Genomic DNA, 23720 nt, shown 5'->3' with positions numbered 1-23720 from the left:
ATAAATGAAGCTGTCGTCTCGCGAATACAAGCTGACGCTGCACGCGCGGGAGTTCGCCGGCGACGAAGCCGCCTGCCATTCGAAGGCGGCGGATTTCTGGACGGACACGGTCAATCGGCTGGGCGATGCCGGGATCGCGGCAAGTGGCAAACTGGATCTTTCGGAACCGGACAAGCAGCGAAACGTGTTTTTCCTGGATACGCAGGACAAGGCCCTCTACGAGCGCTCGGACCTTGTTTTCCGCCTGCGGCGGCCAGTCGCCTCTAAGGGCGATTGGGATGCGACGCTGAAATTCCGCCATGGAGACCGTCTGCTTGCCGGAGGGCAGGCGTTCCTGCTGCGGGAGGGGCACGGACGAGGCAAGTTCGAAGAGGACGTCAAGGCGGTTCCGCGATCCGGATTGCCGGGCTTCTGGGCGCTTTTCAGCCGCTCCGTCGAGGCCGGGTTCGGCCCCCGAAAGGAACTTCTGACCGTCGGCGACTGCCTTGCCCCTTTCGAGAAACTCGACGGTGGGTCGCTGCCGCCGCTGAAGGAAAAGGTTCAGACCGTTTCGGGCTTGAAAGTGACCGAGCACGTCTTCGAGGACGGCTGGCTGGGCCTCTCGAAAAAGGTGGAGGCCGAGTGCGCGTTGATCCTGTGGTGGAAGGAAGAGGAAGCGCTGGCGCCGATCGCCGCCGAATTCAGCTTTCGTTTCCCGCTCGATGACGGCGAGGCGGACGCCAAGGTCGTCCGCAACGCATGGACGGCGATGAGCGTGCTCAGCGGTTCGCCGTTCGTCGATCCGAAAGGCAGGACGAAGACGGCGCTCGTCTACGGCGCCGATTGATCATTCCCCGACCGCCACGCCCTCGCGGCGCGGGTCGGCGCTGCCGGCCAGTCCGTTTGCGGTGATCTCGACCGCGTGCAGGCCGGAATTCATCTCACCGGGCTTCACCTCGTAACCCAGTGCCTTCAAAGGCTCGGCAAGCTTTTCGGCCCCGGTGCCGGCCTCGATCTCGTAAGGCCCGAAACGGTTGATGAAATGCGGCTGGGCGACGATCTGCTCCACCGGCATGCCCCAGTCGATATAGGCGATCAGCGCCTGGGCGACGTAGCCGATGATCTGGCTGCCGCCGGGCGAACCGATCGCCAGCAGCGGCTTGCCGTCCTTCATCACGATCGTCGGCGCCATCGAGGAGCGCGGCCGCTTGCCCGGCTCGACCCGGTTGGCGACGGGCAGGCTGCCGTCATGGGTCTTGAAGGAGAAGTCGGTGAGCTCGTTGTTGAGCAGGAAGCCGTTGGTCATCAGCCGCGAGCCGAAACCGCTTTCGATCGTCGTGGTCATCGAGACGACGTTGCCCTCTCTGTCGACGATGACGAAATGGCTGGTGGAGGGCATCTCGATCGCGGCGTCGCGGCCGAACAGCAGCGCATGGTCCCATTCCGGCTCACCGGCCTTCACCTGGTCGGGGCCAAGAGCTTTCGTGCCGTCGAGCAGGCCGGCGCGCCTGCCGAGATAGTCCTTCTTCAAAAGGCCCTTGATCGGCAAGGGCTGGAAATCCGGGTCGGCCAGGTAGCGCTCGCGGTCCGCAAAGGCGAGGCGCTGCGCGTCGCCGATGATCCGCCAGCTCTCGGCATTCTGATGCCCAAGGGCCTTGATGTCGAAATTCTCGATCAGCCCAAGCATCTGGCCGACCGCGACCGCGCCGGAGGAGGGCGGACCCATGCCGCAGACGTCGAGTGCGCGATAGGTGGCGCAGACCGGCTCGCGTTCCTTGACGCGATAGTTGGCGAGGTCGGCGAGCGACAGGACGCCGGGATTGCCCGGCGCTTCGCGCACAGTCTTGACGATCGCCTCGGCGATCGGCCCTTTGTAGAAGGCATCCGCGCCGCCGGTCGCAATCGCCTTCAGCGTTTCGGCATAGGCAGGGTTCTTGAGCACCGTGCCGGCTTTCAGCGGGGCGCCTGAGGCGTCGTAGAAGTAACCCCTCGGACCATCGTGTTTCTTCAGCCGGTCGCCGTCGGCGGCGATCAGCGACGCCAGACGGGGAGAGACCTGGAAACCGTCGGCGGCAAGCTTCTCCGCCCGTTCGAACAGGCTCGCCCAGTCGGCCTTGCCGTAGCGCTTATGGACTTCGGAGAGGAGGCGCACGGTGCCTGGCGTGCCGACCGAACGGCCGCCGACCACCGCGTCCATGAATTTCAGCGGCTGGCCCTGCGCATCGAGGAACAGTTTTGGCGTCGCCTCCATTGGCGCCGTCTCGCGGCCGTCGAAGGTGGTGAGCTTGTTGGATGCCGCATCGTAATAGACGAGAAAGGAGCCGCCGCCGAGGCCGGAGCTCTGCGGCTCGACGAGGCCGAGCACGGTCTGCACCGCGATCAGGGCGTCGATCGCATTGCCGCCGCTGGCGATCACGTCGCGCCCGGCTTCAGCCGCCAGCGGATTGGCGGCGGCGACCATGAAATTTTTCGTCTCGACGCGCTTGGCGGACGCAAACCCCGTTGCCCGCTCCGGCGCCACGGTATCGGACGCCTGCTGCGCAAGCGCCGTACCGGCCGAAAACATCGAGACGGAAAGCAGCGAGGAAAGAAAAATGCCCGCGAAAAGTCCGATCCCCGAAAATCCTGCCCGCATGACGCACCCTCCGCGTTTTATCCCTGCGGACGAATGTGGGTTTCAGGATGAAGAGGACAAGAGGAGGTCAGCGCTTGCCGAGCGATGCCAGGCGTTTGAGAGCTGCGACCTGGTGGCTGGCGCGCACGTCGGCCGGTGCCTCGTCCTTACCCTGACGGTCGACGGCCGGGACGACCGAGGCGTCGGTGCCGGTATCGATCGCGGTGCGATCGCGACCGCTCTCCTTTGCGGTATAGAGCGCCCGGTCCGCGGCGCTGAGCAGAAGATCGAGGTCGGCGGTTCCGGCGCCCGCAAGCGCGATGCCGGCACTGACGGTGACCGTGATATTGTGTTCGCCCGTGACGATGGTCTGGCGTTTCAGCGTGAGGCGGATCGCCTCGGCGATGCTGGCGGCCTCGATCATGTCGCTGACGCGCAGGATGGAGGCGAATTCCTCGCCACCCATGCGGCCGAAGAAGCCGCGGCCACGCAGCGAGGTCTGGCCGACCTGCGAAAAGGCGACCAGCACCGAATCGCCTGCCTGATGGCCGCAGCGGTCGTTGATCTGCTTGAAGTTGTCGAGGTCGAAATGCAGCAGCGCGATCAGCGGTTTCTCTTCGTTCTCGAGTTTTTTCAAGGCATGGAACTGGTCGATCAGGCCGCGCCGGTTGAGAACGCCGGTCAGCGGGTCGGTGACGGCAAGCGTCTTGAGTTTTTCTTCCGAACGCTCGGTCAGCAGTTTGGCGCCGGTCATGACGATGGCGATGAAGCAGACTGCCGCCGGGAAAAGCAGCCAGGCGGAGTGCGGTGACACGCCGATGGTTTTCGCCTCGCCGGCGACCACCAGAACGGCGACGACGCCGTTTGCGCAGAATTGTACGGCGACGAAGGCCGCAAGCATCCGTCGCGTCGTCCTCGACGCGCCGTGGTTCCTGAGGAGGATGTAGATCATGATCGCATGGCCGACCATCGTCGCGACATTATGGAGAGCCACCCGGTGGGCGAAGTTCTCGCGTATCGGATAAAGGAACATGCCCGCCACCCAGAGGAGCGCCGGGATGGCGATATAGGCTTCCACGGGCTTCCGGTCGAACTGCAGGAGGCCGGCGATCCACAACCCGACACCGGCGAGCACCAGCGTGTTGGCGACCTGGATGGAGACGAAATCGGGGATGTCGCCGCGCAACGCGACCAGGATGACGCCGATCCCGTGCAGCGCAAAACCGCTGCCCCAGCTCAGGTAGAAGCGGTCCCGCTCGTAATACCAGCGTGAGCACAGGAGGACGGCAAGCGTCAGCGCCTCCGCCGCCCAGATCATCAGGCCCGTTAAAATATCCACCCGAAACTCCACTACTCGATGTCGAGCGGGGTGAGCATGACACGCAGTCTTTAAGACGACGTTGCAGCGAATCGCGGAAAATCCTGGGTCTGGCCGGTCGCGGCGGAATTTTCGAGACGATCTTCACGCCTGCTTTACCCTGATCGCGCAAAAACCTGTGCCATCAGGGAAAACGGTGCCTCTGCCGGCTGTGATCCGAGGAGAATCGTAATAGCGGTCAGCCTCGCGCATCCCCGGGCAGTTAAGGATATCGGATGCTCCGTCTTGAAGTACCGGGCGTTGACACTCTATGTAGGGATGACCCATTCCATTTGATTCCGGAGCGCTTATCCGCCTTCGGCAAGTGCTTGACAAAGGACGGACATGAGAAATCCAGTTGATACCGCAATGGCCTTGGTGCCGATGGTCGTCGAACAGACCAATCGCGGTGAGCGCTCCTACGACATCTATTCGCGTCTTCTGAAAGAGCGCATCATCTTCCTGACGGGCCCCGTCGAAGATTATATGGCGTCGCTGATCTGCGCCCAGCTTCTCTTCCTCGAAGCGGAAAACCCGAAGAAGGAAATCGCCCTCTACATCAATTCCCCCGGCGGCGTCGTCACCGCCGGCATGGCGATCTACGACACGATGCAGTTCATCAAGCCGGCGGTTTCGACGCTCTGCATCGGCCAGGCCGCCTCCATGGGCTCGCTGCTCCTGTGCGCCGGCGAGAAGGGCATGCGCTTTGCAACCCCGAACTCGCGCATCATGGTGCACCAGCCCTCCGGCGGCTTCCAGGGCCAGGCGTCCGATATCGAGCGCCATGCCCGTGACATATTGAAGATGAAAAGACGTCTTAACGAGGTCTACGTGAAGCATACGGGCCGCACGCTGGAGGAAGTCGAAAAGACCCTCGACCGCGACCATTTCATGACGGCCGACGAAGCCCAGGATTGGGGCGTCATCGACAAGATCCTGACATCGCGTCAGGAAATGGAAGGTGGCTCCGGAGACTGAGTCTGATGGCGGGACCTGTGCACCTCACCCCGATGTGAGCAAAAAGGGGTTTCAAGTCGCACGGAAAGCGCTATTAGTACTTATTAATGCTGTGTTGAACTTTTATGACATAGCATTCGTTTCTTAGGGGTTTCGTTGCCGCTGATCCCGCATGATATGCGCAGGATCGGTAGAGTACCCTTAAGGCAAGGCAGGCGCGCAAGGCCCGTCGGGCGCGCGCCGGCAAGCGGTAGAGTGGACCGCGCCCGTTTTGACGTGAGTGCGGAGTGCTGGAAGGAAAGTGATATGAGCAAAGTCAGCGGCAGCAACGGCGGCGACTCCAAGAATACCCTGTATTGCTCTTTCTGCGGAAAGAGCCAGCACGAAGTCCGGAAGCTGATTGCCGGGCCGACCGTATTCATCTGCGATGAATGCGTCGAACTGTGCATGGACATCATCCGCGAAGAGAACAAGACCTCGATGGTCAAGTCCCGCGACGGCGTGCCCACGCCTCAGGACATCATCAAGGTTCTCGACGAATACGTCATCGGCCAGAAGCAGGCCAAGCGCATCCTGTCGGTCGCGGTGCATAACCACTACAAGCGCCTGGCGCACGCCTCCAAGGGCGGCGACGTCGAGCTTGCGAAGTCGAACATCATGCTCGTCGGCCCGACCGGTTGCGGCAAGACCTATCTTGCCCAGACGCTCGCCCGTATCATCGACGTTCCCTTCACGATGGCCGATGCCACGACGCTGACCGAGGCCGGCTATGTCGGCGAGGACGTCGAAAACATCATCCTGAAGCTCCTGCAGGCTGCGGACTACAATGTCGAGCGCGCCCAGCGCGGCATCGTCTATATCGACGAAGTCGACAAGATCTCCCGCAAGTCGGACAACCCGTCCATCACGCGCGACGTGTCGGGCGAGGGCGTCCAGCAGGCATTGCTGAAGATCATGGAAGGCACGGTTGCCTCGGTCCCGCCGCAGGGCGGCCGCAAGCATCCGCAGCAGGAATTCCTGCAGGTCGACACGACGAACATCCTGTTCATCTGCGGCGGCGCCTTTGCAGGTCTCGACAAGATCATCTCGGCCCGCGGCGAAAAGACCTCGATCGGCTTCGGCGCCTCCGTGAAGTCCGCGGAAGACCGCCGCGTCGGCGAAGTCCTGCGCGAACTGGAGCCGGAAGATCTGGTGAAGTTCGGCCTCATCCCGGAATTCATCGGTCGTCTGCCGGTTCTGGCGACGCTGGAAGACCTCGACGAGGATGCGCTGATCCAGATCCTGTCCGAGCCGAAGAACGCGCTGATCAAGCAGTACCAGCGCCTGTTCGAGATGGAAGACGTCGATCTGACCTTCCACGAGGATGCCCTGCGCGAGATCGCCAAGCGGGCGATCACCCGCAAGACCGGCGCCCGCGGCCTGCGCTCGATCATGGAGAAGATCCTTCTCGACACCATGTTCGAACTGCCGACGCTCGAAGGCGTGCGCGAAGTGGTCATCTCGGACGACGTCGTGCGTGGAAACGCCCGGCCGCTCTACATCTATGCCGACCGGCAGGATGAAAAGGCGAACGTTTCGGCCTGATCCGCCCGCTCCGGACCGCACCATGCCAGAAGAGGCCCTGTCGGGGCCTCTTTTTTATGTTGGTGGATAGCCTTGCTTATTTTGTTTTTTCCACCATTTTTGCCTCGCGAAGAATTGCACCATAATCGTCTTGCATTAGAGACGGTGCGGGAAGATCATCGACGTTCGGACTGCTTCGCCTGCAAGTGATCGCAGATTGGCAGTTCCAGTGAATCGCGTCCCGTGTCCTTGGCGTTCTGCGTGGCGTAGTGTGCGCACGCTTTGTAATACCCCTGTCACAATCCTATGCGGCGGCGGCCTTGCAAGGCTTGAAATCAAATTTCGAAAACTCCACTTTGGGCGAGAGTGAAGTGCCCGGGTGATTTACCCGGGACGTATCCCGGAAACGGGACGATGGAAAGGAAATGAAATGACGAATTCAACGTCTGCGACGCCTGGTAGCGAAACCTATCCGGTGCTGCCGCTGCGCGACATTGTGGTCTTTCCGCATATGATCGTGCCTTTGTTCGTCGGACGGGAGAAGTCTATTCGCGCGCTCGAAGAGGTGATGGGTTCCGACAAGCAGATCATGCTGGTCACCCAGATCAACGCCGGCGACGACGATCCCGAACCCTCGGCAATCTACAAGGTCGGCACCGTCGCCAACGTGCTGCAGCTCCTGAAGCTGCCCGACGGCACCGTCAAGGTTCTGGTCGAGGGCCGCTCGCGCGCCAAGATCGACGGCTATACCGACCGTGAAGAATTCTACGAGGCGACGGCGAGCGTTCTTGCCGAACCCGACGAGGATGCGGTCGAAGTCGAAGCCCTGTCGCGCTCCGTGGTTTCCGAGTTCGAAAACTACGTGAAGCTCAACAAGAAAATCTCCCCGGAAGTGGTGGGCGCCGCAAGCCAGATCGAGGACTATTCGAAGCTGGCCGATACGGTCGCGTCGCATCTGTCGATCAAGATCACCGAAAAGCAGGAAATGCTGGAGACGGTTTCCGTCAAGCTGCGCCTCGAAAAGGCGCTCGGCTTCATGGAAGGCGAAATCTCGGTTCTGCAGGTCGAGAAACGAATCCGCTCGCGTGTAAAACGCCAGATGGAGAAGACCCAGCGCGAGTACTACCTCAACGAACAGATGAAGGCGATCCAGAAGGAGCTCGGCGACGGCGAGGAAGGCCGCGACGAGATGGCCGAACTGGAAGAGCGCATCGCCAAGACGAAGCTGTCCAAGGAAGCCAAGGAAAAGGCCGATGCCGAGCTGAAGAAGCTCAAGCAGATGAGCCCGATGTCGGCGGAAGCCACCGTCGTGCGCAACTATCTCGACTGGCTGCTGGGCATTCCGTGGGCCAAGAAGTCGAAGGTCAAGGCCGACCTCAACAATGCCGAGAAGATCCTCGAAGCGGATCACTTCGGCCTCGACAAGGTCAAGGAGCGCATCGTCGAATATCTCGCCGTGCAGGCCCGGGCGACCAAGCTCAAGGGTCCGATCCTGTGCCTCGTCGGCCCTCCGGGCGTCGGCAAGACCTCGCTCGCCCAGTCGATCGCCAAGGCGACCGGCCGCGAATACGTGCGCATGGCGCTCGGCGGCGTCCGTGACGAAGCGGAAATCCGTGGTCACCGCCGCACCTATATCGGCTCGATGCCCGGCAAGGTCATCCAGTCGATGAAGAAGGCCAAGAAGTCCAACCCGCTCTTCCTGCTCGACGAGATCGACAAGATGGGCATGGATTTCCGCGGCGACCCGTCTTCGGCCCTGCTCGAAGTGCTGGATCCGGCGCAGAACTCGACCTTCATGGACCACTACCTGGAAGTCGAATACGACCTGTCCGACGTGATGTTCATCACCACGGCGAACACGCTGAACATCCCGGCTCCGCTGATGGACCGTATGGAAATCATCCGCATCGCCGGTTACACCGAGGATGAGAAGCGCGAGATCGCCAAGCGTCACCTTCTGCCGAAGGCGATCAAGGAACATGCCCTGCAGCCGAACGAATTCTCGGTCACCGACGATGCCCTGATGGCGATCAGCCAGCAGTACACGCGGGAAGCCGGCGTTCGTAGCTACGAGCGTGAGCTGATGAAGCTCGCCCGCAAGGCGGTCACCGAGATCATCAAGGGCAAGACCAAGTCGGTGGCGATCACCGCGGCCAACATCTCCGACTACCTCGGCGTTCCGCGCTTCCGCCACGGCGAAGCCGAGGGCGAGGATCAGGTCGGCGTGGTCACGGGTCTCGCATGGACGGAAGTCGGTGGCGAGCTGCTGACGATCGAAGGCGTGATGATGCCGGGCAAGGGCCGCATGACGGTCACCGGCAACCTCAAGGAAGTCATGAAGGAGTCCATCTCGGCGGCGGCATCCTATGTCCGCAGCAGGGCCGTGGATTTCGGCATCGAACCGCCGCGCTTCGACAAGTCGGACATCCACGTTCACGTTCCCGAAGGGGCGACCCCGAAGGACGGACCGTCGGCCGGTGTCGGCATGGCAACCGCGATCGTCTCGATCATGACCGGCATTCCCGTTCGCAAGGACGTGGCGATGACGGGCGAGATCACTCTTCGCGGCCGCGTGCTGCCGATCGGCGGCCTCAAAGAAAAGCTGCTTGCCGCCCTTCGCGGCAACATCAAGACCGTTCTGATTCCGGAAGAAAACGCCAAGGATCTGGCCGAGATACCGGATAACGTGAAGAACAACATGGAGATCATTCCGGTTTCCCGCATGGGCGAGGTGATCCGTCACGCGCTCGTCCGTCAGCCGGAAGCGATCGAATGGGACGGCACGGTGGAAACGCCGCTGATCGCCACGGTCGAAGGTGTGGACGACGCAGGCGTGACCATAGCGCACTGATCGATACCCTTTTGGGTTATGCCAAATTGGCACCAGCAATGAAAAAAGCCGGCACAACGCCGGCTTTTTTTGTGAAAAATAACGCGTACCCCTTGTTTTTCAGGCGATTGCGGAGCTTTTGGGTTGCCACGGGCGGGCGCCTGACTATTGTCTGCCCCGATTACATGAGTCGTTCCAAAACCGTTTGAAAGGGGTGGAAACATGAATAAGAATGAGTTGGTATCCGCAGTGGCCGAGAAGGCCGGCCTCTCCAAGGCTGATGCCGCATCCGCTGTAGACGCCGTTTTTGAGACCGTACAGGCTGAACTGAAGAAGGGCGGCGATATCCGTCTTGCCGGTTTCGGCAGCTTCTCCGTTTCCCGTCGCGAAGCGTCCAAGGGTCGTAATCCTTCGACCGGCGCCGAAGTCGACATCCCGGCACGTAACGTGCCGAAGTTCTCGGCCGGCAAGGGCCTGAAGGACGCAGTCAACAGCTAACACGCTGCCTTCGAGGCATCCTGTTACAGTCTCGCATTTGAAAAGGCCCGGGTTTTTCCCGGGCCTTTTTTTACGAAAAGCTAATCTCCGCCGGCCAGGACGCCGGATCCGAAAACTGTCATCCGCCTGTCATGACCGTGGCTCACAAGCCACCTGTGTTTCATGGACAGGAGGGCTTCCCATGACGTTTTCATTTCGTGCCGCGTTGACCGCAGCACTTCTTGCTTCCGTTGCCGTGCCGGCGAGCGCCGAGCAGGTTTTCAACCGCATCGCGTCTTTCCCCGTCGCCGCCAATCTTCCCGCCGACAAGGACAAACTGAGCCCGAGTTCGGCTGAAATCGTCACCGCCAGCGAAGACGGCATGACGCTCATCTATACGGATAGCCCGCTCGGCGCGATCGGCTTCGTCGACATCACCGATCCGAAGGCCCCGAAGGCGCTCGGCGCGCTGACCTTCAAGGGCGAACCGACCTCGGTTGCTGCAGTCGGCAAGAAGGTTCTCGCCGCCGTCAACACCGGCGAAAGCAAGCAGAAACCGACCGGCATGCTCGCCGTCGTCGATATCGCGACGAAGAAGGTCGACCTGACCTGCGATCTCGGCGGCCAGCCGGATTCGATCGCCGTCTCCAAGGACAAGACCTTTGCCGCGATCGCGATCGAGAACGAGCGCGACGAGGAGGTCAACGATGGCGCCCTCCCGCAGATGCCGGCCGGCGACCTGGTGATTGTCTCCCTGAAGGACGGCACCGCCGACTGCGCCTCGATCAAGCACGTGACGCTGACCGGCCTTGCCGGTGTCGCGCCGGAAGATCCGGAGCCGGAATTCGTCGCCATCAACGACAATGGCGAAATTGCCCTGACGATGCAGGAAAACAACGAGATCGTCATCATCGACGGTAAGACCGGCCAGGTCACCGGCCACTTCTCCGCCGGCAAGGCCGATCTCGAAGGCATCGACAACAAGACCGACGGCCAGCTCTCCTTCACCGGCAAGGCGTCGGCGTTGCGCGAGCCCGACGCCGTCAAGTGGCTCGACAACAACCGCCTCGTGGTCGCCAACGAAGGCGACTGGAAGGGCGGCTCGCGCGGCTTCACCATCTTCGATCGCACCGGCAAGGTTCTCTACGAATCCGGCGCCTCGCTGGAGCGCGCGGTTGCCCGCCTCGGCCATTTCCCGGAAAAGCGCGCGCGCTCGAAGGGCATCGAGGTCGAAGGCATGGAAGCAGCGACCTTCAACGGACAGAAGTATTTCTTCCTGCTCGCCGAACGCGCCTCGGTTGTCGCCGTCTACAAGGACACCGGTGCCGAACCGCAGCTCATGCAGATCCTGCCCTCGGGCATCTCGCCGGAAGGCGCCGTCGCCATTCCGGGCCGCAACCTGTTTGCGACCGCCAATGAAGTCGATCTCGGCAAGGACGGCGGCGCCCGTTCGCATGTCATGCTCTACGCCCTGGAAGAAGGCGTGGCCAGCTATCCGAAGCTCGTGTCCAAGGACGTCGACGGCAATGTGCTCGGCTGGGGCGCGCTCTCGGGCCTGGTCGGCGACGCCCAGAAGGACGGCATCCTCTATGCCGTCAGCGACTCGGTCTACAATATGCAGCCGTCGATCTTCACCATCGACACCACCAGGAAGCCCGCTGAAATCACCGGCGTCCTGCGCATCACCCGCGGCGGCCAGCCGGCCCAGAAACTCGACATCGAGGGCATCGCGCTCGACGGCAAGGGCGGTTTCTGGCTGGCGTCGGAAGGCGACTCGGCCAAGCTGACCGGCCATGGCCTCTACAACGTCGACGCCAAGGGCGAGATCAAGGCCGAGATCGGCCTGCCCGCAGACCTGCTCGCCGGCGAGACCCGCTTCGGTTTCGAAGGCGTGACGACGGTCGGGTCGGGCGACGACATGGTCCTGTGGATGGCGATGCAGCGCGAATGGAAGGATGACCCGAAGGGTACCGTCAAGCTCGTCTCCTACAAGCCGAAGTCCAAGGAGTGGGGCGCCGTGCGTTACCCGCTCGAGAAGGCCGGGGCCGGTTGGGTCGGCCTTTCTGAAATCACCGCCCATGGCGACTATGTCTACATCATCGAGCGCGATAACCTGATCGGCGATGCCGCCAAGCTGAAGAAGCTCTACCGGGTGGCGATCGCCGACCTGAAGCCGGCCAAGATCGGCACCGAACTGCCGGTGGTCAAGAAGGAAGAAGCCCACGATTTCATCCCCGATCTGAAGGCTTCCAACGGCTATGTGGTCGACAAGCTGGAAGGCTTCACCTTCGACAAGTCCGGCAAGGCCTTCGCCGTCACCGACAACGACGGCGTCGATGACAGCTCCGGCGAGACCCTGTTCTTCCCGGTCGATCTCAAGGGCACCAACTGAGCCCTTCAAGGCTGAAACGGAAAAGGCCGGGTTTTGCCCGGCCTTTTTGTGTTTCTGGGATCATATTTTGGCGGGCCTCGGTGTTTGAGCTGCCACTTTGATCGGCAGGCTCGCCGTTCCTACCAACGCTGATGCACGTGCGGGGCAACCAGCCGCGCATAGATTTCCTTGGTCGCCGTCATCACGTCGGCCGAAAGTGCGGCAAGCTCTGAAGCCGCCGCATTACCCCTGGCCTGAGCCTCGTTGCGGGCGCCCGGAATGACGACGGTAACCGCCTCGTTCATCAGAATCCATTTCAGCGCAAAGGCTGCCATCGACGCTCCCTGCGGCACCAGCTTGCGGACTTCCTCGACCGCCTGGAGGCCCACTTCGAACGGCACGCCGGCAAAAGTCTCGCCGACATCGAAGGCATCGCCATGCCGGTTGAAGTTGCGATGGTCGTCCTTGGCAAATGCGGTATCGCGGGTGATCTTGCCCGACAGCAGCCCGCTGGCGAGCGGTACGCGGACGATGACCGCGACATTCTTCCGCCTGGCCTCATTGAAGAACAGGTCGGCCGGGCGCTGGCGAAAGATGTTGTAGATGATCTGGATGCTGGTGACGTCGGGATATTCGATCGCCTTCAGCGCCTCCTCGACCTTTTCGACGCTGACGCCGTAGTTCCGGATCTTGCCGGCGCGACGCAGATCGTCGAGTGCGCCAAACACTTCCGGGCGATAGAGGACTTCGGTCGGCGGGCAGTGGAGCTGCACGAGGTCCAGGCTTTCGATTTCGAGGTTCTTGAGGCTGCGGTCGATGAAGCCTTCGAGATTGGCCTTGGTATAGCCGTCCGCGACATGGGGGCTCAGGCGCCTACCGGCCTTGGTCGCGACCATGGGACGATCGCCGCCGCGCGACTTCAGGACGCCGGCAATGATCTTTTCCGAGCGGCCGTCGCCATAAACGTCGGCGGTATCGATGAAGGTCACGCCGGCATCGAGCGCCGCTTCCAGCGCCTTGGCTCCGTCCGCTTGGCTGACGTCGCCCCAGGAGCCGCCGATTTGCCAGGCGCCGAAACCGATCTCGCTGACGGTGAAGGATGTGCGTCCGAACGCGTGGTTTCTCATGGTGTCCTCCGAGTTTGATTGGGCTATCCACAGGCTGCGGAACCCCGAGCTTTCTTCGTGCCCGGCATTTGCCTAAAACACCTGATCTGCTCCGGCAACCGAAACAAGCGATTCGATGACCTCCTTCCGATTCATTCACGCCGCCGACCTGCATCTCGGCAGTCCCTTCCAGGGGCTGGCGCTGAAGGATGCCGCGATTGCCGAACTGTTCATCGAGGCAAGCCGCAGGGCGTTTTCAGGCCTGGTCGACCAGGCGGTGGAGCGCCGGGTAGATTTCTTCATCGTCGCCGGCGACGTCTATGACGGCGACTGGAAGGACAACAAGATCGGCCTGTTCTTCAACCGCGAAGTGGCGCGGCTGGAACGCGCCGGCATTCCGGTATTCCTGCTGAAGGGTAATCACGACGCCGAAAGCGTCATCACCAAGACGATCACCCTGCCGAAGAATGTCAGCGAGTTCCCGGTCAACAAGCCGGGCAGTTTCAAGCTCGATCATCTGAAGGTGGCGCTGCACGGCCAGGGTTTTGCCGAACGCTCGGCGGTCGACAACCTGGCGCTGGCCTATCCGAAGCCCGAAGGGGGTTGGTTCAATATCGGCGTGCTGCATACCTCGCTCACCGGCCGCGAGCCGCATGCGCCCTATGCGCCGTGCTCGGTCGAGGACCTGCGCTCGCGCGGTTACGACTATTGGGCGCTTGGCCATGTGCATGACTTCGAGATCGTCGCCGAGGACCCGCTGGTTGTTTTCCCCGGCAACCTCCAGGGTCGCTCGATCCGCGAGCAGGGGGCGAAAGGCGCGGTCCTGGTGACCGTCGAGGACGGCCGTATCACCCATGAGCGGATCATCACCGACAGCGCCCGCTTTGCCGAGCTCGTGGTCGCGGTCGAACCGGACGACAACATCCCGGCGATCCTGCGCCGCACCGAGAATGCACTGGAAGATGTCGTCGAGCGGATGGAAGGCCGGCCGCTGGCGCTGCGCATCCGTCTCACGGGCAAAAGCCGCTTCCGCAACGAGGTCATGGCCCGCGCCGAGGATTTTCGCGACGAGGTCCAGGCCGCCTGCCACCGTTCCCACCAGGATATCTGGCTCGAAAAACTGGAATTGCGGCTCGAACCGGCAATCAACGGGACGAGCGTCGCGACCGACATGCTTGGCCTCGAAGGCCTCATTCCGATGGGCGGCTTCGCCCCGGAACTGCTCGCCGATGCCAACGCCAAGATCGCCGAGATCACCGCCCGCCTGCCGGGCGGCATCGGAGCGGGCGACCTGGCGCTCGGCGACGACGCCGAAGCGCTGCTGGCCGAGGCCCGCGATCTCCTGCTCTCGCGTGCGGCGAGGGCGGGCTGATCCATGCGTTTCAACCGCCTCGACATCCTGCGCTACGGTGCGCTGACGGACCGGACGCTCACCTTCCGCCCGGATGCTAAGCTCCATGTGATCTACGGACCCAACGAAGCCGGAAAGTCCTCGGCGCTGTCGGCGATCTCCGACCTGCTGTTCGGTTTCCCGACGGCCGCCGAATACAGTTTTTTGCATGATGCCACCGCGCTTCGCGTCGGTGCCGCGATCACCGCGCGCGATGGCCAGGTGCTCGAATTCCGCCGCCGCCGCGGCCGCAAGAACACGCTGCTCGCCGCCAACGAGGTGGAAGAGGCCTTGGCCGAGGATGCCCTGGCGCCGTTCCTCGGCACGCTGTCCCGCGATGTGTTCCAGCGCGCCTTCGGGCTCGACTCAGCATCGCTCAGGGCCGGCGGAGAGACGATGCTGAAGAGCGGCGGCGAGATTGGCAGCCTGCTGTTTTCCGCAGCCTCAGGACTGACCGGGCTTTCTGACCTGCGCAAGTCGCTCGATGCGGAAGCCGACGGCATCTATGCGCAGCGTCGCTCCAAGGACCGCTCGTTCTATCAGGTCCTCGACAGCCATGACGAGGCGCGCAAGGCCGAACGCGACAACGAGCTGAAATCCGGCGACTGGAAAAAGCTGCTCGCCGAACAGGCCGAGATCGAAACTGATCTCGCCGCCGTGCAGGCGGAGCGGCAGGAAACCAAGCGCGCCCTCGATCGGTTGCGGAAGCTGCTGCGGCTTGAACCGGTGCTGCGGGAGATCGACCGCGAGCGGGAGGCGATTACGCAATACGAGGCGCTGGCCCTGCTGCCCGTCGGCTTCGAGGAGCGACTGGCCGGTGCTCTGGAGGCGGAGCACAAGAACGCCGAAGCGCTCAAGGCGGCGGAGGCCGAGGTCTCGCGTCTGCGCGACGAAATCAGCGCCGTGCATGTCGATGAGGCGCTGATCGCCGCGGCGCCGAGCATACTTGCCGCCCATGCGGACAAGGGCGCCTACATCAAGGCGCGGGAAGATATCGCCCGGGTGCGCGGCGAGGTGGACGATTTCGATCAGCGTATCGCGCAGGCGGCCCGCCGGCTCGGCTTCGGCAAATTCGACGAGCTTCAGCGCGCCCAGCCCACTGACGCCGATCTCGTGCGCCTCCGCAAGCTTGTCGAGGAGGGCAGCGAGCTCGACCGCAGCCTGAAGCAGCTTCGCCAGCAGATCGAGGACGCCCAGGATGTGTTGCGGCGGCTCGAAGACCACGGGCCGGATGGCCGGTTGATCGACCCGAAACCGTGGGCGGAACAGCTCGCCGCGCTGCGCCCCGATGTCAGCGAGTTCTCCGGCATCGAGACCCTGCAGGTGCGCGTCGCCCGTGCCGAAAGCGATCTTGCCGCCGCAGCCGCGCGCCTCGACCCGCCGGTCAAGGATATCGCCCGTCTTCTCTCGGTGCCGCTGCCGGATATCGCGACGCTCACCCATCACCGCCGGCTGATCGAGACCGCCAAAGCGGAGAGCAGCCAAGCGGCCCAGAAGCTCGCCGGCCTCCGCGACGAAGCCAAGGTGATCGCCGGCCAGCTTGGGGCGCTGGAAGGGCAGGGGCGGATCGTCTCCCGCGAGGATATCGCAGCGGCAAGGGCCGGCCGCGACGAAAAGGTCGAGGCACTCGGGACAAAACCTTCTGCCGAAAAACTAAGCGAACTGAAGATCGCCATGGAGGATGCAGACCGGCTCGCCGATGTGGCGCTCGCCGATGCAGAACGTGTCTCGCGCCATGCCCATCTCACCCTGCGGCAGCGGGAACTGCTTGAGGCGGTAGGCGCTGCCGAGATAGGGGCCAGGGAAAGCGACATTGCCGCCGCCGATGCGGTCACCGAGTTCGAAGACCTTTTCCACGCAGCACCTGTCGCACCGTCGACGCCGGAGCGGATGATCGAATGGCGCCGTGCCGTCGACGGACTTTCCCTGCTGTCGGGTGCATTGGACGAGGCGCGTGACGAGCTGGAGACGCTGCGTCTGAGGGAGGAGAAACTCAAGCCGGCCTTGCTGGCGCTGGCCGATGCCATCGGTCTCGCCGCATCCGCACTGCCGCCTCTGGCACTCGCCCGCGGGCTGGAACGCCGGATCGGGGAACTGACCGAGCGTTGGACCGAAAGCCGTTCGCTGGAAGGCAAACGCCACTCCGCCGAAGAGACGCTGGAAAAGCTGGAGGAGCGCGAGACCGGTCTGCGCCGGGATATCGAACGCTGGCGCTCGACGTTCTCCAATGCCGCGGTGCTGGCGGGCCTTTCCGAAGACGCGACGGTCGACATGGCTCTCGCGGCGCTGGATGTCTGGCGCACCGTTCCCGATCTCCTTACCGAACGGGAAAACCGGGAGCGCCGCGTCAAGGGCATGGCGCGGGACATGGAGGATTTCGAAGCGGAGGTGAAGGCGCTCGCCGCCGCAGTGGCGCCGGATCTGGTCTCGCTGCCTGCCGATGTCGCGGCAGGCATGCTGAATGACCGTGCCACGGACGCAAAGACTGCCGCAAACCAGCGGGCCACTCTTACCACAGCGCTCGAGCGCGCCGAGCTCGCGGTGGCCCGGCACGCCGCCGACGCGGAAAGACTGATTGCGGACCTGCGCGGGCTTGCCACTGCCGCATCCAAGGATATCGAGGAGGCCGATGGCCTTCTCCGTGATCTTCGCGAACGCAACCGGCTGGAAGCGAGCCTCGCGCAATGCCGCAGCCGCTTTGCCGAACAGTCGGACGGTGCGACCGAAGACGAGGCACGCGCCGCGCTCGTCGGTTTCGACAGGATCGCCGCCAGCCTGGAAATCGAGCGCCTGGATGCCGAGGATGCCCGGCAGGTCGAGCGGATGAAGGTGCTCGGCATTGCCCAGGCCGATAGCGAACGCCGCCGCCGGGAGCTGGAAACCGGCATCGGTGCCGAACGCGCCGTCTTCCAGAAGCTTGCCGCCGAGGCGGAAGCCAGGGAACTGGCGCGGCGCTGGGTCGTGCTGAAGCTCGCCGCAGGCATTCTGGCGAGCTCTATGGACGCCTATCGCGAACGCCAGGCCGATCCGGTCATGCAACGGGCAGGGCAGGTCTTCGCCGATCTCACCGGCGGCCGTTTCTCGCGCCTCGTCCAGGTCTATGACGAGCGCGACGAGCTGCAGCTCGCGGTCGAACGGAATACAGGCGAGCAGGTGAGGCTTGACGGCTTGAGCGAAGGCACCGGCGATCAGCTCTATCTTGCGCTGCGGCTCGCCTTCCTGGAAGACTATTGCAGCCGCAACGAACCGGCGCCGCTGATTCTCGACGACATCTTCCAGACCTTTGACGACGAGCGGACCGCAGCGGGCATCCGGACGCTCGCGGCGGCCGGCGAAAAATTCCAGACGGTGCTCTTTACCCACCAGATGAGCCTGGTCGAGGCAGCGCGCCGCGAGCTGGGGGACGGGCTGGATCTCGTCCAGCTGGAGCGGGCTTAGGAGGCGGATTGCGGCTGAGACAGGCTGCGCAGCGTCAGGCAGCCGACCGGCATGCGATAGATCGGCGTAGCCCACCTGTCCGGCGGGGCCGACGGGCGTTCGCCGCAGCCGGTAGTTTGCCGGCGCGGCAGGATCAGCAGATTGTAGCGCCGTGCATCGGTGATCTCCCGGCTGAACGTCATCCGGTAGTTTTCGACGATCGAGCTGAACTCGGTGCGTCCCGCCAGTTTCTCGATCAGATAGGCTCGCGTCTCCGGCGTCATAGGCAGGCCGAAACGCTCGGTGGCCCCGATCGCTCCGCTGAGCACCGCAAGCTCTGTGGTCAGGTCCGTCAGGCTGACCTTGATGCGAAAGCTGCTGACGATGCCGGGTTCCGTGCCGCGGACCTGTATGAAGAGCGCAGCCGGTTCAGCCGCATTCCCGAATTCCTCGAAGAACAGGCATTCCCAATCGTCACCTGAATGGCTGAAGGTCGGTGCCGCGCCCCTGTCGTCCCGCAGCAGGTCGCAGCGCTCCTCGGCCGAAAGCGCCTCGCTCTTCTCGAACACCGCCATCCGCTCGAGGCCCGCTTTGAGAAGCCAGGGCGGGTAGTGTTTTTCCGGCGGTAGCGGTCTATGGCTGCCGACCCGCAGGGGCGGGGCCGGTGGCGCGGGAAGAAGGTATCGTTCCAGCGCGAATTGCCGGACCAGCCGCTTATAGTTCCGGCCATTGTTGACGGTGAGCACGGTCGCCGCGAGGGCGGCCAGCACCACCGCCAGGAAAAAGCCGAAAACCAAAACCGCCGAACGCTGCCTGCGGCGGCGGTCGGCTGGTGTCTGTCTGTCTGCCTTACCCTCCTCCGGCATGGCTCCGCTTCCGATCGAGGACGGCCTGGCGTTCGATCGCCGCCGCCGATATAACACGCTTCTTCGGATCGATGATCAAGCCTCCGCTGTTCCGGTGGCCTCGATCCCCTGTCGTTCACAGGAACGAGAAGCGGCCGCCGTCGATCTTGAGGACCGTCAGCCTGCCGGAATAATAGGCGCCGGTATCGATGCCGATCCTGCCAGGCCCAAGGTCGGGTTCCGGGTGCGGCGTATGGCCGTGGACGACGAGAAGCGGCAGCTGCGGCCCGGTGGCGAGAAACGCCTCGCGGATCCAGAGCATGTCCTCCTCGCTCTGGTGTTGCAGTGGTATGCCCGGCCTCAGGCCCGCATGGACGAACACGAGCTTGCCGATCGTGAGGCTGACCGGAAGATTGGCGAGGAACTTCCGGTGCGGCACCGGCACGGTCTCCATCAGCAGATCACCGAGCTTGGCGCGGTTCCTCTTGCGGCGCGTGCCCAGATTGTAGGGGTCCATGCCATAGGACAGAAGCGTCTGTTCGCCGCCCATTCCCAGCCATTCGGCATAACGCTCGGGATCGTCCACGAACTTCGAGAAAATGTCGTCGTGGTTGCCGCAGAGCGCAATCCGCCTCAGGCCATATTCGCTGGGTCTGATCAGGTGTTCGAGGACCTGGCTCGAAGCGGGACCCCGATCGACATAGTCGCCGAGCAGGATGACCATTCCGGGGCGATGGTTCTCCGCCATGTCCTGCGCGATGCGGGCCTCGGCATTCCTGAGTTCCTCGATGCAGCCATGCACGTCGCCGATCGCATAGATCGGGTAGGGAGGCGGGTTCTGACCGAGATCGATCCGGCGGCGAGGCCTCGGCTGTCGGGCCGGGCGGCGTCTCGAAAACCAGTCCGTCAACTTTCGCATGCTTACCGCCATCCGCCTGATATGGACGATCGTGCCGCCAATGAGAAGTGGATGCCCGAAGGAGTGTTAACAACGTCCGAAGCCCCGGACTTTTGACCGGGGATCGTAGCCGCCATATGTGAGACAGTTTCGGAACTGAACAAGGCCGTTCGAGAGCTTTAGCGCCTCAGGGCCTGTATTCTGTGGATAGCGAAGGATTAACCATCCATGTTGTTGATTTGCAACAGGATGCGGATTTTCGATTCGCCGCGTGTTAACCCCTTAGAATCAGCGGGTCCGCTCATCGGTTAAACCGATACCATACTTTGGGTTGTATGGCGGGGCGTATGTTTAGGTCCTTGGGTGCTGTTTTAACGCTTGCTGTTGTTGCGTTCCTGTCCGGTTGCACGGGACTGCCGAGGTCCGGCCCGGATCCGTCCGCCGTTGAAGCCAATGCAACCGTGAAGGCATTTTCCGCCGCCGGCAGCAGGGTCGGGATCGACTATGCGCTCGTCGATATCAATCAGTCGGTCCTCGCCCATCTGCCGAAATCGGCAGGGCCTGGCCTGACTGCCGGTTTCGGCTCTGGCAGCAGCGGTCCGCCGTCACTCACCCTCGGTGTTGGCGATGTCGTCCAGGTTTCGGTCTTCGAGGCGCAGAGCGGGGGCCTGTTCATTCCCGCCGATGCCGGCGCCCGTCCGGGCAATTACATCACCCTGCCGAACCAGACGATCGGTCGTGACGGCACATTGAGCGTCCCATACGCGAACAAGGTGAGGGCCGCCGGCCGCACGGTCGATGCCGTGCAGCTCGATATCGCAGACCAGCTCGCCAACCGCGCCATCGAACCGCAGGTGGTCATCTCGACTGTGACGAGCCGATCGATGGGCGTTTCGGTCCTGGGCGACGTCAAGCAGGCGAGGAAGATCGAACTCAGCCCGGCCGGCGGACGCATTCTCGACGTGATTTCCGAGGCAGGCGGTTTGAGTGTCCCCAAGGAGGAGGCGACGGTGACGCTCCAGCGCCGCGGCCGCAACGTCACCGTCGCTTATCGGACGCTGAGCGAGCGTCCGCAGGAGAATATCTATGTGCAGCCGGGAGATACGATCTTCGTCGATCGCAATCGCCGGACCTTCCTCGCCTTCGGCCTGACCGGCGAAAGCGGACGCTTCGATTTCGATGATTCCAATCTGTCGCTCGGGGAGGCTTTGGCGAAGGCCGGCGGCCTTATCGACGACAAGGCCGAGCCGCGATCGGTCCTGCTCTACCGCCTCGTGGAGCGTGATCTTCTGCGCAATATCGGCCTCGACGTCAGCCGGTTCAGGGCGCGGGACGTGCCGGTGATCTTCCGCGCCAATCTGCGTGATCCCGCCGCGTTCTTCGCCGTCCAGCAATTTCCCATGCAGGACAAGGACGTGATCTACGTATCGACGGCCGATGCAGTCGAGCTCGTGAAATTCCTCACCATCCTCAATTCGGTCACCGCCTCCACCCGGGATATTGCGAGCAGTCATGATGCCTGGCGCGATTGACCTTCAGGCCGCTCGCGGCGGCTCCACACCGGTGCTTTGCGCCTCTCAAATCGATGGGGCGAGGCGATGAACCAGCGGCCCGTTTTTCTCACGCGCCACCAGCAGGAGCCCCGCGGGGAAGAGGTTCCTGAACTGGATCTGGACAGCCTGATCGCCATCGCCCGGCGGCAGTGGCGCGTGGCCGGCCTCTGCGTCGCGGTATTCATGGTGCTCGGCCTGGGTTACGTCTTGACCTCCGTACCCCGATATACCGCCAGAACCAGCGTGCTGATCGACCGCGGCAACCGGCAGGTCGTCGAGCAATTGTCGACGATTGGCGGGGTCCTAGACGACGAGGCATCGGTCCTCAGCCAGGTCGAGCTTTTGCGATCCGAGACGATCGGCCTGGCGGCGGTCGACAGGCTGAAGCTGCAGGATGATCCGGAATTCATGGCCGGCCGCCGGAACCCGGTGCTTGCGGTCGTCTCCGACATACGGGCGATCTTCAACGTCCGGCGATGGCTGGGCGGCAATAGCCAGTCACGCCTCGACCGGATCGAGACGGGCCGCCGCGAGGCGCTCGCGAGCCTTCTCGGTAATATGAAGGTTTCGCGCGTCGGCCGTTCCTACGTCCTGGAAATCGGGTTCACGGCAACATCGCCGCGCCTTGCCCCAGCGGTCGCCGGCGCGATTGCGGATGCCTATCTGACCGACAAGCTCGACGCCAAATACGATGCCACAAGGCGGGCCGGCAACTGGCTGCAGCAGCGCATCGAGGAATTGCGGCAGCGCTCGCTGGAATCGGATCTCGCGGTCCAACGGTTTCGCGCCGAAAACGGCCTTGTCACCGCCAACGACAGGCTCGTATCCGACCAACAGCTCACGGAGCTGAACAGCGCGCTGATCGTGGCACGGGCCGATACCGCCAGAGCCCGGGCACGCTTCGACCGCATCGAGGCGATCATCGCGCGGGGGCAAAGTGAGGCGATCGTCACCGATGCGCTGGACAGTTCCGTGATCAGCTCGCTGCGCGAAAAATACCTGGAATCGTCGAAACGGGAGGCCGAGATCTCAAGGCGGCTGGGGGAGGGCCATGCCCAGGTCGCCCGCCTTCGCCAGGAGATGGCGGAATATGACCGACTGATGTTCGACGAACTCAGGCGGATCGCCGGGAGCTATCAAAGCGAGCTTGAAGTCGCGCAGTCCCGCGAGCGCCAGATCACCCTCGGCGTCAGCAACGCCACCGATGTCAGCGTCACCGCCGGTGAAACGCAGGTGCAGCTGCGGGAGCTCGAACGGGCGTCCGAAACCTATCGGAACCTCTACCAGACTTTTCTGCAGCGTTATCAGGAAGCCGTGCAGCAACAGTCCTTCCCCGTCACGGAAGCGCGCATCATCTCCCGCGCCGCGCCGCGCCGCCGACGGCTGCGAGCGAGCCGCGGCTGTCGCTGGTCCTGGCGCTCTGCCTCGCACTCGGCTGCGGCGTCGGCGGAGCGGTCGGGGCCTTCCGCGAGTTCCGGGATCGGTTCTTCCGCACAGGCGATCAGGTGAGGGACGTTCTGGGCCTCGAATATCTCGGATCGGTACCGCTGGTGGAACCGCAGCCGGGCCGGAGGCTACCCACGGAGCCGATGACGGGAGAGGTCTACAGGAAAAACGCGGTAGCCGGTTTTGCAACCGAGCATCCGTCCTCCGCCTTTGCCGAGACTTTGCGCAGCGCCAGGATCGCGGCGGACGTGCATATCGACAGGCCTCACAAGGTCATCGGTATCGTCTCCGTGCTACCCGGCGAGGGGAAATCGACGATCGCCATGAATTTCGCCCAGGCGCTTGCCGGAAGCGCGAGTGTTCTGCTGATCGATGCGGACCTGCGCAATCCGGGCGCCACGAGGGCGCTCGGCCAGCATGCGGAAGAAGGACTGCTCGAAGTTCTGCTGGAGGGCCGCGCGCCGGCCTCCGCGATGTTGACCGATCCCGATACCGGCCTGAGGTTCCTCCCGGCCGTCGTCAGGCGGCGGATACCGCATTCGTCCGAGATTCTGGCATCGGCCGCGATGGCCAGACTTTTGGCGCAGGTCGCCGGCGAGTTCGACTATGTCGTTCTGGACCTGCCACCGCTCGGCCCCGTCGTTGATGCGAGGGCCATCGCCCCGCGTGTCGACGGCTTCGTCATGGTCGTCGAATGGGGCGGGACATCCCGAAAAGCCGTGAAGGATACCCTGAATGCGGAGGCACAGATTGCCGGCCGTTGCCTCGGCGTCATCCTCAACAAGGTCGACGCCGGCAAGATGAAACTTTACGAGGGATACGGGTCGGCGGACTATTACGCTTCGCGTTACTCACACTATTACCACGAAAATGCGTCCTGAGCCGATGCCGGTTTCCATCGGCACCGTAACCAGGAT

General features: G+C 63.2%; 14 protein-coding genes and 1 pseudogene. 10 read left to right on the top strand and 5 right to left on the bottom strand.

The genetic code is table 11. The features are described 5' to 3' along the window. The first annotated feature begins 4 nt into the window (after window positions 1–4). Window positions 5–826 carry a hypothetical protein gene (locus tag GQ59_RS09660; RefSeq protein WP_037080591.1) on the top strand — a complete coding sequence of 274 codons (822 nt, stop codon included), beginning with the start codon at window positions 5–7 and terminating at the stop codon, window positions 824–826. On the opposite strand, the gene ggt is transcribed toward GQ59_RS09660, so the two are convergent. Together ggt and GQ59_RS09650 are read right to left on the bottom strand one after the other, a co-directional pair. Then, on the bottom strand, window positions 827–2545 hold the full coding sequence (ggt, locus tag GQ59_RS09655) for a gamma-glutamyltransferase (RefSeq protein ID WP_037081112.1): 1719 nt from the start codon (window positions 2543–2545) through the stop codon (window positions 827–829). A 136-nt stretch (window positions 2546–2681) separates the two neighbouring features. Continuing rightward, window positions 2682–3932 carry a GGDEF domain-containing protein gene (locus GQ59_RS09650; RefSeq protein ID WP_152564288.1) on the bottom strand — a complete coding sequence of 417 codons (1251 nt, stop codon included), beginning with the start codon at window positions 3930–3932 and terminating at the stop codon, window positions 2682–2684. Between the two features lie 363 nt (window positions 3933–4295). Between GQ59_RS09650 and clpP the strand changes: the two genes are divergently transcribed. The 5 genes from clpP to GQ59_RS09625 all read left to right on the top strand — a co-directional run bounded on the left by clpP (window position 4296) and on the right by GQ59_RS09625 (window position 12169). Then, window positions 4296–4928 (top strand): ATP-dependent Clp endopeptidase proteolytic subunit ClpP, encoded by a 633-nt coding sequence (clpP, locus tag GQ59_RS09645; protein WP_007753416.1) that lies wholly within the window; start codon window positions 4296–4298, stop codon window positions 4926–4928. 285 nt (window positions 4929–5213) lie between these two features. Further along, complete coding sequence (clpX, locus tag GQ59_RS09640; RefSeq protein WP_007753415.1) at window positions 5214–6491, top strand: ATP-dependent Clp protease ATP-binding subunit ClpX; 1278 nt, start codon at window positions 5214–5216, stop codon at window positions 6489–6491. 409 nt (window positions 6492–6900) lie between these two features. Further along, window positions 6901–9321 (top strand): endopeptidase La, encoded by a 2421-nt coding sequence (gene lon, locus GQ59_RS09635; RefSeq protein ID WP_037080585.1) that lies wholly within the window; start codon window positions 6901–6903, stop codon window positions 9319–9321. Between the two features lie 201 nt (window positions 9322–9522). Next, entirely contained in the window at window positions 9523–9798 is a 276-nt protein-coding gene (gene hupB / locus GQ59_RS09630) for a DNA-binding protein HupB (protein WP_007753405.1), read from the top strand. A gap of 181 nt (window positions 9799–9979) precedes the next feature. Next, window positions 9980–12169: an esterase-like activity of phytase family protein gene (locus GQ59_RS09625; protein ID WP_037080579.1), complete on the top strand. Its 2190-nt coding sequence runs from the start codon at window positions 9980–9982 to the stop codon at window positions 12167–12169. A 119-nt stretch (window positions 12170–12288) separates the two neighbouring features. Here GQ59_RS09625 and GQ59_RS09620 read toward each other — a convergent pair whose 3' ends face one another. After that, a complete protein-coding gene (locus GQ59_RS09620) occupies window positions 12289–13275 on the bottom strand; it encodes an aldo/keto reductase (RefSeq protein ID WP_037080577.1) in 987 nt (328 codons plus the stop codon). Between the two features lie 115 nt (window positions 13276–13390). Between GQ59_RS09620 and GQ59_RS09615 the strand changes: the two genes are divergently transcribed. Further along, window positions 13391–14626 carry a metallophosphoesterase family protein gene (locus GQ59_RS09615; RefSeq protein ID WP_037080575.1) on the top strand — a complete coding sequence of 412 codons (1236 nt, stop codon included), beginning with the start codon at window positions 13391–13393 and terminating at the stop codon, window positions 14624–14626. 3 nt (window positions 14627–14629) lie between these two features. Then, window positions 14630–18082, top strand: a complete 3453-nt coding sequence (locus GQ59_RS09610) for a YhaN family protein (protein ID WP_037080572.1) — start codon at window positions 14630–14632, stop codon at window positions 18080–18082. On the opposite strand, the gene GQ59_RS09605 is transcribed toward GQ59_RS09610, so the two are convergent. Together GQ59_RS09605 and GQ59_RS09600 are read right to left on the bottom strand one after the other, a co-directional pair. Next, entirely contained in the window at window positions 18079–18927 is an 849-nt protein-coding gene (locus GQ59_RS09605) for a DUF6030 family protein (RefSeq protein WP_037080569.1), read from the bottom strand. The genes GQ59_RS09610 and GQ59_RS09605 overlap by 4 nt on opposite strands. A gap of 115 nt (window positions 18928–19042) precedes the next feature. Further along, the gene (locus tag GQ59_RS09600) at window positions 19043–19825 is read right to left on the bottom strand and encodes a metallophosphoesterase (RefSeq protein WP_037080566.1); all 783 of its coding nucleotides are present in this window, start codon (window positions 19823–19825) and stop codon (window positions 19043–19045) included. Window positions 19826–20265: 440 nt separating this feature from the next. Here GQ59_RS09600 and GQ59_RS09595 point away from each other — a divergent pair, with 440 nt between their 5' ends. After that, the gene (locus GQ59_RS09595; protein WP_244447942.1) at window positions 20266–21336 is read left to right on the top strand and encodes a polysaccharide biosynthesis/export family protein; all 1071 of its coding nucleotides are present in this window, start codon (window positions 20266–20268) and stop codon (window positions 21334–21336) included. 66 nt (window positions 21337–21402) lie between these two features. Continuing rightward, window positions 21403–23684: pseudogene (locus GQ59_RS33565) on the top strand (Wzz/FepE/Etk N-terminal domain-containing protein). Window positions 23685–23720 lie beyond the last annotated feature (36 nt).

Source organism: Neorhizobium vignae, assembly GCF_000732195.1.
Taxonomy (GTDB): Bacteria; Pseudomonadota; Alphaproteobacteria; order Rhizobiales; family Rhizobiaceae; genus Neorhizobium; species Neorhizobium vignae.
Note: the sequence above shows the minus strand (reverse complement) of the source record. Positions and strands in the feature narration are given on the sequence as shown.